Consider the following 12296-nt stretch of genomic DNA (forward strand, 5'->3'; position numbering starts at 1 on the left):
CGGGCGCCTCGCCACGGCCCCCGTTCGTGGCCGCTGTCGAGCCCGGTGCGCGGGCGCCGCCTCGGCCACGTCGGTCGTCAGTCTGCCCCGGACGAGTTGACTCTGGACGCCAGGCGGTTGACGGGCCGCGCCGCAAGTGCGTCGCCGTCGCGACACGCCTGCGGGCTCACCCCGTACGCCGCCCGGAACACGCGACTGAAGTGGGCCTTGTCCCCGAACCCCCAGCGCGCGGCGATGACCTGCACGGGCTGGGTCCGCAGCGTCGGGTCGGTCAGGTCACGCCGGCACCGGTCCAGCCGAAGGTCCCGGATGTACGACGCCACAGTGGAGTTCTCGGCCTCGAAGAGGCGGTGCAGTGTGCGCAGCGAGATGTGGTGGGCGTCCGCGACGACCTGTGGGCTGAGCGTCGCGTCGCCGAGGTGGCGGTGGACGTACGCCTGCACCTGGGCGACCAGCGCCCGGCGGCGGACCTCGGTCGGCACCGCGTCCTCGGCGACCAGGTGCCGGCCGAGCATGGTGGTGGCCAGGTCCAGCCCCACCGCGCCGAGCCGGCCGGCGTCGGCGGCGTGGTACTGCTCGGGGTGCCCGGTCACCTGGAGCAGGAACTGCGCCAGCAGCGCACCGAGCCCCTCGCTGCCGGACATCCGGCCGCCGTAGAGCGCGGCCATCCGCTGGGGTGGCAGCGGCAGCGCGGCGTGCGGGATCAGCGTGATGATCGAGGTGGCCTGGGTCCGTTGCGGCTCGGTCGAGTGGTGGCAGACGTCGTGTTCGCGGGAGGCGTCGTAGAAGGTGAACTCGCCGGCCAGGATCTCGCTGCGGCGACCGTCCTGACTGGACGTGCCGACGCCACCGGTGGTGAGGGCGAGCACGTAGAGCTCCGGGTCCGAGCGGCGGACCAGCTTGCGGGTGCGGGTGGCGTCCAGTGACGGGTACTGGTACTCGACCAGTTGGATCGCGCCGAGGTCGACGAAATCGGCCCGGGCGGCGAAGTCGGCCGTGTGCGCGGACTGGATCCGCAACGGCGCGGAGGTGCGCGCCACGAGGTCCAGCCACATGCCGAACCGTTCACCGGGTGGCAGGACGGTGGTGTCGACGGTCTCTCTGGGAAGCATCGGCGTCGCCTCAGGCCGCTCGGCGGGCGATCAGCGCCTCGATGCCGTCGAGGATCCGGTCCAGGCCGAACGTGAACTCGTCGTCCGGGTCGTCGTCCTGATCGAGGACGCCGGCGTTCAGCACCCGCAGCAGCGCGGGGAAGCGGGCCGGGTCGATGAGACGCCCCACCATCCGGCGGTACGCCGGCATCATCTCGCCCGGCTCGACGCCGGCCGCCCGGCTGCCCTCGGCGATCTGGTTGGTGAGCGCGGCCTCGTTGCGGACGTACCCGGTGATCAGCAGGAGGATCGACATCTTCTCGCCCTCGGGCAGGGTGGTGCCGTCGAGGCAGCGCAGCCCGTCCTCCATCCAGTCGAGCTGCTGAGGGGTGATCGGCGGGCCGGTGATCGGCACGTGCAGCAGCCAGGGGCGCTGTCGCAGCACGTCGTGTTCGGCCCAGGCCCAGCGGGTCAGGCGGGCGCGCCAGTCGTCGTCCGGCGAGGCCGGGCCGGGCGACGGGCCGTACCCGGCGTCCACCATGAGCGTCAGCAGCTCGTCCTTGGAGCCGACGTGCCGGTAGAGGGCCATGGTGGCCGCGCCCAACTCCTTGGCCACCCGGCTCATCGAGACGGCCGGCAGCCCATCGGCGTCGGCGACCCGGACGGCGGCGTCGACGATGGCGGGCACGCTGAGGCCGGGTCGGGGACCCCGCGGTGGCCGCCCCCGCAGGCCCCAGGCGCTCTCGATGGCCGGCGGGAGCGCCGGGCCGCTGTCGTCTTTCGTCTCCGCCACGTTTCCTCCTTGCCCCGCCATCCTAGTTCTGCGTATGGTCTACGCATAACAGCGTACGCCATACGCAGAAGGAGTTCTCGCATGACAGCGACGACCGCACCGGCACCCCGCGCGGGCCGGCGGGAATGGATCGGATTCGCGGTGCTGATGCTGCCGCTGCTCCTGGTCTCGATGGACGTGTCGGTGCTCTACTTCGCCGTCCCGTTCATCAGCGAGGAGCTGCGGCCCACCGCCACCCAGCAGCTCTGGATCTTCGACATCTACGGCTTCGTGCTCGCCGGGCTGCTGATCACCATGGGCGCCCTCGGCGACCGGATCGGCCGGCGTCGGCTCCTGCTGCTGGGCGCCACCGCGTTCGGCACCGCGTCCCTGCTGGCCGCGTACGCGGACAGCGCCGCGACGCTGATCGCCGCGCGCGCCGTGCTCGGCGTCGGCGGGGCCACCCTGATGCCGTCCACGCTCGCCCTGGTGCGCAACATGTTCCACGACGCCAAGCAGCGGGGCACCGCGATCGGCATCTGGACCGCCACGCTCACCGGCGGCATCGCCATCGGACCGGTGCTCAGCGGCGTCCTGCTGGAGCACTTCTGGTGGGGCTCCATCTTCCTGATCAACATTCCGGCGATGCTGTTGCTGCTCCTGCTCGCCCCGGTCCTGGTGCCCGAGTTCCGCAACCCGGTGCGCGGGCGGTTCGACCTGGTCAGCGCGGCGCTGTCGCTCGGCGCGCTGTTGCCGGTGATCTACGGCATCAAGGAGATGGCACGCGACGGCGTCAGCGCGGTCCGGGTGCTGGCCGTCGTCGCCGGTCTGCTCGTCGGGGCGCTCTTCCTGCACCGGCAGCGGACCCGGGCGTACCCGATGGTCGACCTGGCGCTGTTTCGTCGCCACGGCTTCGCCGGGTCGCTCGCGGTGAACCTGCTGGCGATGTTCGCCCTTGTCGGGTTCGCCATCTTCACCACTCAGCACCTGCAACTGGTGCTCGGCCTGAGCCCGCTGCGGGCGGCACTGTGGAGCCTGGTGCCGTCGCTGGCGGTGGGCGGCGTGGCCCCGGCCGCCGCCGCGCTCGCCCAGCGTGTCGAGCGGGCGTACCTGATCGGCGCCGGCTTCGCGATCGCCGTGCTCGGGTTCGCGGTGCTGACTCGGGTCACGCCCGAGACGCCGCTCTGGCTGCTGCTGGTCGGCGCCAGCGTGTACGCGGGCGGCCTGGTGATGGTGATGTCGCTGGTCACCGAGCTGGTCCTCGGTGCGGCGCCGCCGGAGCAGGCCGGTGTCGCCTCCGCGCTGACCGAGTCCAGCAGCGAGCTGGGCGGCGCGCTGGGGATGGCCATCCTGGGCAGCGTGGGCGCCGCGATCTACCGCCGCGAGGTCCTCGACGAGCTGCCGGCCGGGCTGCCGGCGGACGCCCGCGACGCGGCCGGGGAGACGCTGGGCGGTGCCCTCGCCGTGACCCGGGGACTGCCGGCGGAGGTGGGTGACGCGGTGCTGCACGCAGCCCGGTTCGCCTTCACCGACGGGCTGCACCTCGCCGCGATCGCCGCCATGGTGGCGATGGTCCTGGGCGCGGCGACCGCGCTGGTCACGCTGCGCGGCGTCCGGCCGGCCGACCCGGCGGCGCTGGCCGCCGAGCCGACCGAACCGAACGGTACGCCGCTGTCGGAAGCGTCGTCGGTCAGTCGTTGAGCACGTGCGCGAGCCGGTCGCGGAACCGCCGCTCGGAGTCGCTGACCGACTCGCCGCCGAGGCCGAGCAGCCCGCCGCTGGACGCGGCGCCGACCACCTGCTCGGCGATCTTCACCAGCCAGTGCTTGTACGCGCCGGCCTCGCCCTCGTCGACCCGGGCGGCCAGCAACGCGGACGCCTCGCCGGCCCGCACCAACACGTCGTCGATCATCGCGCCCGGGTCGGCGGGCGCGATGACCGGCAGCTCCTCGCCGCTGTCCGGGTCGCCGACCCGCGCGACGATCTCGCCGGCCACGGCGGCGACCAGCGGGCTGGCCGACTCCCGGCCCGCGGCGATGGTCTCCAGCCCGGCCGCGTTCTCCGCCATGGTCCGGCGGGTGCCGTCGGACTCGGCGGCGCTCGCCGCGGTCAGCACCGACTGCGGGAGGCCGACCAGCAGCCCCCACTCCCCGTCGGAGAAACCGAAACCGGTGTACGCCGGCTGCTCGATCACGGCAACGCCCCTTCCGCCCTGCTCAGTGTGTCAATCCACGGGCCCCGCACCGGTGCCCGGGTCAGGCTAGTCCAGGGTCAGCAGACCCTGCTCGGACACCACGCGCACCGACAGGGTCTTGTACCCGACCTCATCGAAGAGAACCGTCATCTTGTCGTCCTCGTAGGAGAGCACCAGGCCGTGCCCCCACTCCGCGTGGCGCACCTGGCTGTGCACCGGAAACGGCCCGACCGCGCCCTGGTCGGCCACGCTGGTGCCCCGGTGGCAGTTGTCGCAGTGCGCGCAGACCTCGGTCATCTGCTCGCCGAAGTAGGCCAGCAGGGTCTGCCCGCGACAGGCGGTGGTCTCGGCGAAGGCCCGCATCATGTCGGTGCGGGAGCGGGTCACCGTCTGCTGGCGTTCCGCCTCGGCCAGCGCCGCGGCCGCCGCGTCGGTCGGGGTGGGCGAGTAGCGGGGCGCGGCGATGCGCTGCCGGGCGCGCGGCTCGGCGGCGCCGGCCTGCTCCAGCAGCGAGAGGTACTGGCCCAGCTTGCGCGGGCCGAGGCCGGTGGCCTCGCGCAGCTCGGTCTTGGTGGCCGGCTTGCGGCGCAGCAGCGCGGCCAGGTCGCGCAACTCGTCGGGGTCCGGCAGGCCGCCGCTGAAGAACCGTTGCAGGCCCACGTCCTCGGCCTGCCAGAGCAGCAGCACCCGGGCCGGCTGTCCGTCACGTCCGGCGCGGCCGATCTCCTGGAAGTAGCTGTCCGGCGAGTCGGGTAGCGCCATGTGCACCACCCAGGCGATGTTGGGCTTGTCGATGCCCATTCCGAACGCCGAGGTGGCCACCATGATCGGCACCTGGTCGGCGAGGAACGCCTCGTGCAGCTCGTTGCGCGCCCCGGCCGGCATCCCACCGTGGTAGAACTGCGCCGGGAAGCCCGCGTCGGTCAGCCGGGCGGCCAGCTCCTCGGCCGACCTGCGGGTCGGCACGTAGATGATCCCCGGTCGCTCGTCGTCGCGCAGCAGCGCGATCAGCCGCCGCCACCGGTAGTCCTCGGTGGGGCAGTGCGCCACCTCCAGGAACAGGTTGGACCGGTCCAGCCCGGACACCACCACCTCGGGCTCGCGCAGCCGCAGGCGGGCGATGATGTCGTCGCGTACCGGCGGGGAGGCGGTGGCGGTCAGCGCGACCACCGGCGGCCGGCCGATGCCCTCGATGAGGTGGCCCAGCGCCAGGTAGTCGGGCCGGAAGTCGTGCCCCCAGGCGGAGATGCAGTGCGCCTCGTCGATCGCCACCAGCGCCGGCTTCAGCGCGGCGACCTCGGCCATCCGGTCCGGGTTGCTCAACTGCTCCGGCGTGATGAACAGGAACTCCGCCCGGCCCGACTGGATCTCGGCGATCGCCTCGGCCTGCTGCGCGGCCGACTCGTTCGAGCTGATCCGCACCGCCCGCAGCTCCGGACGCTGCCGCTCGTTGAGCGCCGCAATCTGGTCCTGCTGCAGCGCCAGCAGCGGGGAGATCACCACGGTCGGGCCGGGGATCAGGCTGGCCGGGATCTGGTAGATGGCCGACTTGCCGGCGCCGGTGGGCAACACCACCAGGGCGTCACGTCGCTTCATCACCGCGCGCATGGCGGCGAGCTGGTTGGGCCGCAGCGCTTTCCAGCCGAAGAGGCTCCGCGCCGCGCGGCGCAACGTCATCGAATGCGTGGACAGTTTCATCGAGGGCCGGAGGTACCCGAGCCCACGACCGCCGAAACGCGTTCGGCGATCATGGGCTCGGCGGGTCGGTGGCTCAGCGCAGGCGGGGGAGCACCTCGCGCTGGTAGAGGTCGAACAGGCCCTGGTAGTGCGGGCCGGTGTTGGCCACGTACACCTCGTCGAAGCCGGCCTTGGCGTACTTGTCGATCATCTCCAGGTGCGCGTCGGCGCTGTTGCCGCAGACGAACGCGTCGCGCACCATCTCCGGCGTGACCAGCTCGGCGGCCTGCTCGAAGTGGCGCGGCGAGGGCAGCACCTGGGACAGCTCGCCCGGCACCCCGGCATTGGGCCAGCGCTCGTACGCGATCCGCGCGCCCTCGGACTCGCTGGCCGCGTACGCCGCCTTGAAGCCGGCCTGGCACGGCTTGTCGCCGCCGCCGTTCTCCCTGAAGCGCCGGACCATCTCACCGTCGGGCATCGTGCTCACGTAGCCGTCGCCGATGCGGGCGGCCAGGTCGATGGCCTTCGGGCCGAAGCCGGAGACGTAGATCGACGGCGGCGTGTCGGGCAGCGTGTAGATCCGGGCGTTCTCCACCGTGTAGTGCTTGCCGCGGTGGTTGACGAAGCCGCCGTCCCACAGCTCTCGCAGCACCTCGACGGCCTCCTCCAGCATCTCCAGCCGGACGTCGGCCGGCGGCCAGGCGTCGCCGAAGATGTGCTCGTTGAGCGCCTCGCCGGTGCCGACGCCGAGCACGAACCGCCCGCCGTGCAGCACCGCGCTGGTCGCCGCCGCCTGGGCGATCACGGCCGGGTGGATCCGCACGGTCGGGCAGGTCACCGCCGTGGTCACCGGCAGCGAGCAGACCTGGCTGAGCGCACCGATCATCGACCAGACGAACGGGCTCTGGCCCTGCGCGTCCACCCAGGGGTGATAGTGGTCGGAGATCCACAGCGCCTCGAAGCCGGCCCGTTCGGCGCCGCGGGCCTGCTCCACCAGCTCGGCCGGCGTGAACTCCTCACTGGACAGAAAGTAACCGATCTTCATCGCTTCCCCTTCGGCGCGCGGACCAGCTGATGGGGAAGCCGTACCCCGGTCGCGGTCGGCCACACCGGTAGGCCGGGGCCTGATCGCTCACCGTCGGCCGAACATCGCCCGGATCGCCGCGAGCAGCAGCAGGGCGCCGACCACCAGGCCGAGCAGGCGTACGCCGGGGATGTCGGCCGGGCTCGTGGCGTCGGCCAGCAGGGCGGGGTCCATCCCCGCACTCTCCCGGGAACGGTGCCGCCGGGCAACTGTAAGGTTTATTGACTATTGAATCGCTCGGTGTGACCATGGCAGCACCGCCTGCCGGTGGCGGTGCGCCGAGGGCGCGCGAGAGATGGGGTACGGGGGCCGCATGAGCGAGCGCAACCAGCGGGTCGGCGGCAACGCGCCGACGCCCGCGACCGACGCCGAGCGTTTCGGGGCCACGGCGTGACCGCGCCCGCCGGGCACCTTCCGGCGCTGGCCGCCGCCGTCCTGCAACCCGGGTTCGTCGGCACCACGCCGCCACAGTGGGTGTGCCGCTGGCTCGGCGAAGGGCTCGGCTCGGTGGTGCTCTTCGCCCGCAACGTCGTCGACACCGCCCAGGTGGCGGCGCTGACCGCCACGCTGCGCGCCGAGCGGCCGGACGTCATCGTGGCGATCGACGAGGAGGCCGGCGACGTCACCCGGATCGAGTCCGCCCGGGGCAGCACCCGGCCGGGGAACTTCGCCCTCGGCGCGGTCGACGACCCGGCGCTGACCGAGGCGGTCGCCCTCGACCTCGGCGTCGAGCTGGCGGCGGCCGGGGTGACCCTCGACTACGCGCCGGACGCCGACGTCAACTCCAACCCGGCCAACCCGGTGATCGGCGTCCGGTCGTTCGGGGCCGACCCGGCGCTCGTCGCGCGGCACACCGCCGCCTGGGTCCGCGGGTTGCAGCGCGGCGGCGTGGCCGCCTGTGCCAAGCACTTCCCCGGGCACGGTGACACCCGCGTCGACTCCCACCACGACCTGCCCCGGATCACCGCCGACCGGGCCCGTCTGGACGCCTGCGAGTTGGCGCCGTTCCGTGCCGCCGTGGCGGCCGGCGTGCAGGCGGTGATGACCGGCCACCTGCTGGTGCCCGCGCTCGACGAGCGGCTGCCGGCCACGTTGAGCCAGCGCATCCTGGGCGGGCTGCTCCGCGACGAGATGGGTTTCTCCGGCGTGGTGGTGACCGACGCGGTCGAGATGCGCGCGGTCGCCGACCGGTACGGCTTCGCCGGCGCGGCGGTGCGGGCGCTGGCCGCCGGGGCCGACGCGATCTGCGTCGGTGGTGAGCGGGCCGACGAGGGGGCGGCCCGGGAGCTGCGCGACGCCATCGTGGCCGCCGTCGTCTCCGGTGAGCTGCCCGAGGAACGCCTCGCCGAGGCCGCCAAACGGGTCGGGCAGCTCGCCGCCTGGACGGTGGCCGCCCGCGCCGCCCGCTCGGGCGCCGTCCACGGGGCCTCCGACGTCGGGCTGGTCGCCGCCCGTCGTGCCGTGCGGGTCACCACCGGCCCGGACGCGCCGAGCGCGCTGCCGCTGACCCGCGCCGCGTACGTGGTCGAGTTCGAGCCGCCGCGCAACATCGCCATCGGCGCGGAGACCCCGTGGGGCATCGGGGAGCCGCTGGGCGAGCTGCTGCCCGGCACGACGACGGTGCGCCACGCCGAGCCCGACGTGCCCGCCGACCCGGGCGCCGGGGCCGGCGACCGTCCCCTCGTCCTGGTGGTCCGTGACCTGCACCGGCACGAGTGGATGCGCGCGGCGGTGCGGCGTGCGCTCAGCGCCCGGCCCGACGCGGTGGTGGTCGAGCTGGGCGTGCCCGAGCTGGTCACCGGGTCGGCCCACCTGGCCACCCACGGCGCCACCCGGGCCAGCGGGCAGGCCGCCGCCGAGGTGCTGACCGGCCGGGCCCGCTGACGCCGACCCGTTCGGTTACGGCTGCTCGGCGACCAGGTCGGCGTACTCGGGGTGCTTGTCGATGAACGCGGCGACGAACGGGCACTGCGGCACCACCCGGCCGCCGCGGGCGCGCACCTGATCCAGGGCGCCCCGGATCAACGCGCTGCCGACGCCCTTGCCCTGGAAGCCGCTGTCCACCTCGGTGTGGGTGAAGACCAGCACCTCCCCACGGGGCAGGTACGCGGTGAAGCCGGCCAGCGCGTCGTCGACCAGGATCTCGAAGCGGTTCTTGGCGGGGTTGTCCTCGACGAGGGTGCTCACCGGGCCATTGTCCCCGTCCGGTCGGCCGCCGCGTCGAGTTCGGCCAGCAACCGGTCCACCTCGTCCGCCGTGTTGTAGTGGTAGATGCTGGCCCGCACCGCGCCGCCGCTGTCGCGCAACCCCATCGTCTGGAAGTACTCGTAGGCGTAGTAGTCGCCGGACGACAGGCAGAACCCGGCGTCGCCAAGCGCCTGCTGGGTCGCCGCCGGCGACATCCCGGCGACCCGGAACGAGACCGTCGGGCAGCGCCGCGCCGGCGAGCCGTAGACGGTGATCGCGGGCCGCGCGGCGAGTCCGGCGAGCAGCCGGTCCAGCAGCGCCTCCTCGTGCGCCTGCGCGGCGGCCAGTCCGGCCCGCAGCCGCGCCCGGCGGTCACCGACCGCGTCCGGGTCCAGCCCGGCGAGGTGGTTCACCGCGGCGGTCACGCCGGCCAGCAGCGCGAAGCTCGGGGTGCCGTACTCGAAACGGTCCGGCGCCGCGTCCGCGGACGGCACCAGCTTCGCCGGGCGTAGCGCCGCCCACCGGGCCGGGTCGGCGACCATCGCGGCCAGGTGCGGCCCGGACCACTTGTAGGCGCTGGTGACCAGCACGTCCGCGCCGAGCGAGGCCAGGTCGGTCGGCCCGTGCGGCACCGAGTGCACCCCGTCGACGCAGACCAGCGCCCCGACGGAGTGCGCGATCTTGGCGATCGCCGGCACGTCCGGCACGGTGCCGATGGCGTTGCTGCCGGCGGTCACCGCGACCAGCCGGGTCCGCTCGCCGACCAGGTCGGCGTACTGGCCGGTGGGCAGCTCGCCGGTGTGCCTGTCGAACTCGGCCCAGCGCACCGTCGCGCCGGCGGCCTCGGCGGCCTGCACCCACGGGCGCACGTTGGCGTCGTGGTCGAGCCGGGACACCACCACCTCGTCGCCCGGCCGCCAACCAGCGCCGAGCGTACGGGCCAGGGTGTACGTCAGCGCGGTGGCGCTCGGGCCCAGCACCACCCCGTCCGGCTCGGCGCCGAGCAGGTCGGCGACCGCCGAGCGGGCCGCCGCCACCAGCTCCAGCGAGCGGCGGCCCGGCTCGAACGCGGCGCTGCGGTTGCCGACGGCCGTGCGCATGACGTCGGTGACCGCGTCGATCACACCGGCCGCGGTCTGGGTGCCCCCGGCGCCGTCGAAGTGGACGAAGCCCTCGGTCAGGGCGGGATAGGCGGCCCGGATACGGGCGATGTCGAAGGCCATGCCCGGACCCTAGCCGGGATGCGTTGCGCGCTCGCCCTCGCCTGGGCGTCGCGGACGTCTCGTACCCTTGGCGAGGTGACGAACCGACCCGCCACCATCCCCCTGCCCCCCGTCCGCCGCGCCGCCGGCCTCTTCGCCGGCCTGGCGCTCGGCCTCGCCGTGCTCGCCGGTTGCAGCTCCCAGGGCGCCTCCACCGACTGCGGGCTGGACGCCTGCACGGTCACCTTCGAGCGGGGTGTCGACGCGAGCGCCACGATCCTGGGCGTCGAGGCCAAGCTGGTCGGGGCCGAGGGCGACCAGGTGACCGTCGAGGTCGCCGGCGAGCAGCTCACCCTCACCACCGGCCAGCAGGCCACCGAGGCCGGCGGCTTCGCGGTCACCCTCGACAGCGTCACCGACCAGCAGGTCAAGATCCGCGTTTCCCGCAACCCGGGCAACTGACCTGGCGGGCGGCGGTGGCCGACGTTTGGGGATCTTCGAAATCGGAGATTGTGGCCGCATGTCACTCACCCGTAGCGCCGAAGCCACCGCCTCCCGAACGGCGGACAGCCGGTGGCTGGAACTCCTCGCCCGGGCCGGCTTCATCGGCTACGGCATCGTCCACCTGCTCTTCGCCTGGCTGGCCCTGCAGATCGCGTTCGGCTCGTCGTCCGACGACGGCGACCAGTCCGGCGCGCTGCGGACGCTCGCCGCGCAACCGCTGGGCAAGTTCCTGGTCATCGCCACCGCGGTCGGCCTGCTCGCCATGGCGATCTGGCAGGGGTTGGAGGCGGCGGTCGGGCACCGCGCCGAGCGGGGCAGGGAGCGGGTCACCGAACGGCTCGCCTCGGCCGGCCGGACCATCGTCTACCTCTACTTCGCCTGGACCGCGTTCAAGGTCTTCTCCGACGCCGGCTCGAACAGCGCCGACCAGCAGGAGGCGCTGACCGGCAAGCTGATGACCTCCACCGGGGGCCGCTGGCTGGTCGGCCTCGCCGGGCTGGTGCTCGCCGCCATCGGCGTCGGTCTGGTGATCTACGGGATCCTCAAGAAGTTCGAGAAGCACCTGAAGACCGGCGAGATGAGCCCGAAGACCCGCAAGCTGGCCCGCCGGCTGGGCATCGCCGGGTACGTCGCGAAGGGCGTCGCGTACGGCATCGCCGGCCTGCTGGTCATCGTGGCGGCGGTGAACTACGACCCGGAGAAGGCCCGCGGTCTGGACGCCGCGCTGCACACCCTTGGCGAGCAGTCGTACGGCACCTTCCTGCTGACCCTGGTCGCCCTGGGCATCGCCTGCTTCGGCGTCTACTGCTTCCTCCAGTCCCGGTACCGCAAGGTCTGAGCTGGTCGATACCGGGGACGTCGGGCACTATTGGGCTTTTGCCCGAACTACCGCCCCCGGTCGAAGGGAAGCGCCCCACTCGTGCAGAGCTATCTCGAAACGGCCGTCGCCGCGCTCGCCGCGGCGGCGGTCGCCCTTTTCCTGGTCGGGGTCATCCACCGGCTCACCCGACGGTTCGGTCGCCGCTCGCTGTTGATGACCGAGTTGACCGACCACGCGCACCGCCCGTTCCAGGTCGCCGTCACGGTGCTCGCGGTGCAGTTCGCCATCCGCTTGAGCACCGGGTACGCCGTCGGTGAGAGCTGGCGGCGGCTGCTGCTGCACCTGCTGGTGCTCTGCGTGATCGCCAGCGCGGCCTGGCTGGTGGCGGCGCTGCTGATCGTCGTGGAGGACACCGCGCTCGCCCGGTTCCGCGTCGACGTGCCGAACAACCGGCACGCCCGACGGGTGCGTACCCAGGTGGTGATGCTGCGGCGGCTGACCGTCGCGGTGATCGTCATCCTGACCGTCGGCGTGATGCTGATGACGTTCCCGAGCGTGCGCGGTATCGGCGCCGGCGTGCTGACCTCCGCCGGTGTGGTCGGTGTGGTGGCCGCGTTGGCCGCCCAGAGTCTGCTCGGCAACGTCTTCGCCGGGCTGCAGCTCGCCTTCAGCGACGCGGTCCGCCTCGACGACGTGGTGGTCGTCGAGGGGGAGTGGGGTCGGATCGAGGAGCTGACCCTCAGCTACGTGGTGGTCCAGATCTGG

Annotated in this window: 13 protein-coding genes; 5 read left to right on the forward strand and 8 right to left on the reverse strand. The window is 73.3% G+C overall.

The annotated features are described in order from the left end of the window. Positions 1 to 77: 77 nt before the first annotated feature. Both AB0J68_RS14755 and AB0J68_RS14760 read right to left on the reverse strand, forming a co-directional pair. Positions 78 to 1112, reverse strand: coding sequence for a helix-turn-helix domain-containing protein (locus AB0J68_RS14755; protein WP_363938873.1), 1035 nt, complete (start codon positions 1110 to 1112; stop codon positions 78 to 80). Between the two features lie 10 nt (positions 1113 to 1122). Further along, entirely contained in the window at positions 1123 to 1884 is a 762-nt protein-coding gene (locus AB0J68_RS14760; protein WP_363938875.1) for a TetR/AcrR family transcriptional regulator, read from the reverse strand. Between the two features lie 81 nt (positions 1885 to 1965). On the opposite strand from AB0J68_RS14760, the gene AB0J68_RS14765 reads away from it, so the two are divergent. Continuing rightward, positions 1966 to 3564, forward strand: a complete 1599-nt coding sequence (locus AB0J68_RS14765; RefSeq protein WP_363938876.1) for an MFS transporter — start codon at positions 1966 to 1968, stop codon at positions 3562 to 3564. On the opposite strand, the gene AB0J68_RS14770 is transcribed toward AB0J68_RS14765, so the two are convergent. The 4 genes from AB0J68_RS14770 to AB0J68_RS14785 all read right to left on the reverse strand — a co-directional run bounded on the left by AB0J68_RS14770 (position 3554) and on the right by AB0J68_RS14785 (position 6992). Beyond that, positions 3554 to 4057 (reverse strand): hypothetical protein, encoded by a 504-nt coding sequence (locus tag AB0J68_RS14770; protein WP_354860983.1) that lies wholly within the window; start codon positions 4055 to 4057, stop codon positions 3554 to 3556. The genes AB0J68_RS14765 and AB0J68_RS14770 overlap by 11 nt on opposite strands. Positions 4058 to 4123: 66 nt before the next feature. Continuing rightward, positions 4124 to 5755: an ATP-dependent DNA helicase RecQ gene (locus tag AB0J68_RS14775; RefSeq protein ID WP_354860982.1), complete on the reverse strand. Its 1632-nt coding sequence runs from the start codon at positions 5753 to 5755 to the stop codon at positions 4124 to 4126. A gap of 73 nt (positions 5756 to 5828) precedes the next feature. Then, on the reverse strand, positions 5829 to 6779 hold the full coding sequence (locus tag AB0J68_RS14780) for a TIGR03557 family F420-dependent LLM class oxidoreductase (protein WP_355065658.1): 951 nt from the start codon (positions 6777 to 6779) through the stop codon (positions 5829 to 5831). An 87-nt stretch (positions 6780 to 6866) separates the two neighbouring features. Beyond that, positions 6867 to 6992 carry a hypothetical protein gene (locus AB0J68_RS14785; protein WP_255421242.1) on the reverse strand — a complete coding sequence of 42 codons (126 nt, stop codon included), beginning with the start codon at positions 6990 to 6992 and terminating at the stop codon, positions 6867 to 6869. 216 nt (positions 6993 to 7208) lie between these two features. Between AB0J68_RS14785 and AB0J68_RS14790 the strand changes: the two genes are divergently transcribed. Further along, entirely contained in the window at positions 7209 to 8702 is a 1494-nt protein-coding gene (locus AB0J68_RS14790) for a glycoside hydrolase family 3 N-terminal domain-containing protein (RefSeq protein WP_355136265.1), read from the forward strand. Positions 8703 to 8717: 15 nt separating this feature from the next. On the opposite strand, the gene AB0J68_RS14795 is transcribed toward AB0J68_RS14790, so the two are convergent. Together AB0J68_RS14795 and AB0J68_RS14800 are read right to left on the reverse strand one after the other, a co-directional pair. After that, a complete protein-coding gene (locus tag AB0J68_RS14795) occupies positions 8718 to 9005 on the reverse strand; it encodes a GNAT family N-acetyltransferase (protein ID WP_363938878.1) in 288 nt (95 codons plus the stop codon). After that, positions 9002 to 10228, reverse strand: a complete 1227-nt coding sequence (locus AB0J68_RS14800; RefSeq protein ID WP_363938879.1) for a cysteine desulfurase-like protein — start codon at positions 10226 to 10228, stop codon at positions 9002 to 9004. Before AB0J68_RS14800 ends, AB0J68_RS14795 begins: the two co-directional genes overlap by 4 nt. A gap of 75 nt (positions 10229 to 10303) precedes the next feature. Here AB0J68_RS14800 and AB0J68_RS14805 point away from each other — a divergent pair, with 75 nt between their 5' ends. From AB0J68_RS14805 to AB0J68_RS14815, 3 genes are all read left to right on the forward strand, one after another. Further along, positions 10304 to 10669 (forward strand): hypothetical protein, encoded by a 366-nt coding sequence (locus AB0J68_RS14805; RefSeq protein WP_354860975.1) that lies wholly within the window; start codon positions 10304 to 10306, stop codon positions 10667 to 10669. A 58-nt stretch (positions 10670 to 10727) separates the two neighbouring features. Further along, the gene (locus AB0J68_RS14810) at positions 10728 to 11549 is read left to right on the forward strand and encodes a DUF1206 domain-containing protein (RefSeq protein WP_354860973.1); all 822 of its coding nucleotides are present in this window, start codon (positions 10728 to 10730) and stop codon (positions 11547 to 11549) included. A gap of 81 nt (positions 11550 to 11630) precedes the next feature. Further along, positions 11631 to 12296, forward strand: a 666-nt coding sequence (locus AB0J68_RS14815) for a mechanosensitive ion channel family protein (protein ID WP_363938880.1), incomplete at its 3' end; no start/stop codon positions are given.

Source organism: Micromonospora sp. NPDC049580, from assembly GCF_040675595.1.
GTDB lineage: Bacteria > Actinomycetota > Actinomycetes > Mycobacteriales > Micromonosporaceae > Micromonospora.

Excerpts from the sequence above, each read along its gene's own strand:
- AB0J68_RS14755 (WP_363938873.1), bottom strand. The coding sequence starts at position 1,112 with ATGCTTCCCAGAGAGACCGTCGACACCACCGTCCTGCCACCCGGTGAA.
- AB0J68_RS14765 (WP_363938876.1), top strand. The coding sequence starts at position 1,966 with ATGACAGCGACGACCGCACCGGCACCCCGCGCGGGCCGGCGGGAATGG.
- AB0J68_RS14775 (WP_354860982.1), bottom strand. The coding sequence starts at position 5,755 with ATGAAACTGTCCACGCATTCGATGACGTTGCGCCGCGCGGCGCGGAGC.
- AB0J68_RS14780 (WP_355065658.1), bottom strand. The coding sequence starts at position 6,779 with ATGAAGATCGGTTACTTTCTGTCCAGTGAGGAGTTCACGCCGGCCGAG.
- AB0J68_RS14785 (WP_255421242.1), bottom strand. The coding sequence starts at position 6,992 with ATGGACCCCGCCCTGCTGGCCGACGCCACGAGCCCGGCCGACATCCCC.
- AB0J68_RS14800 (WP_363938879.1), bottom strand. The coding sequence starts at position 10,228 with ATGGCCTTCGACATCGCCCGTATCCGGGCCGCCTATCCCGCCCTGACC.
- AB0J68_RS14810 (WP_354860973.1), top strand. The coding sequence starts at position 10,728 with ATGTCACTCACCCGTAGCGCCGAAGCCACCGCCTCCCGAACGGCGGAC.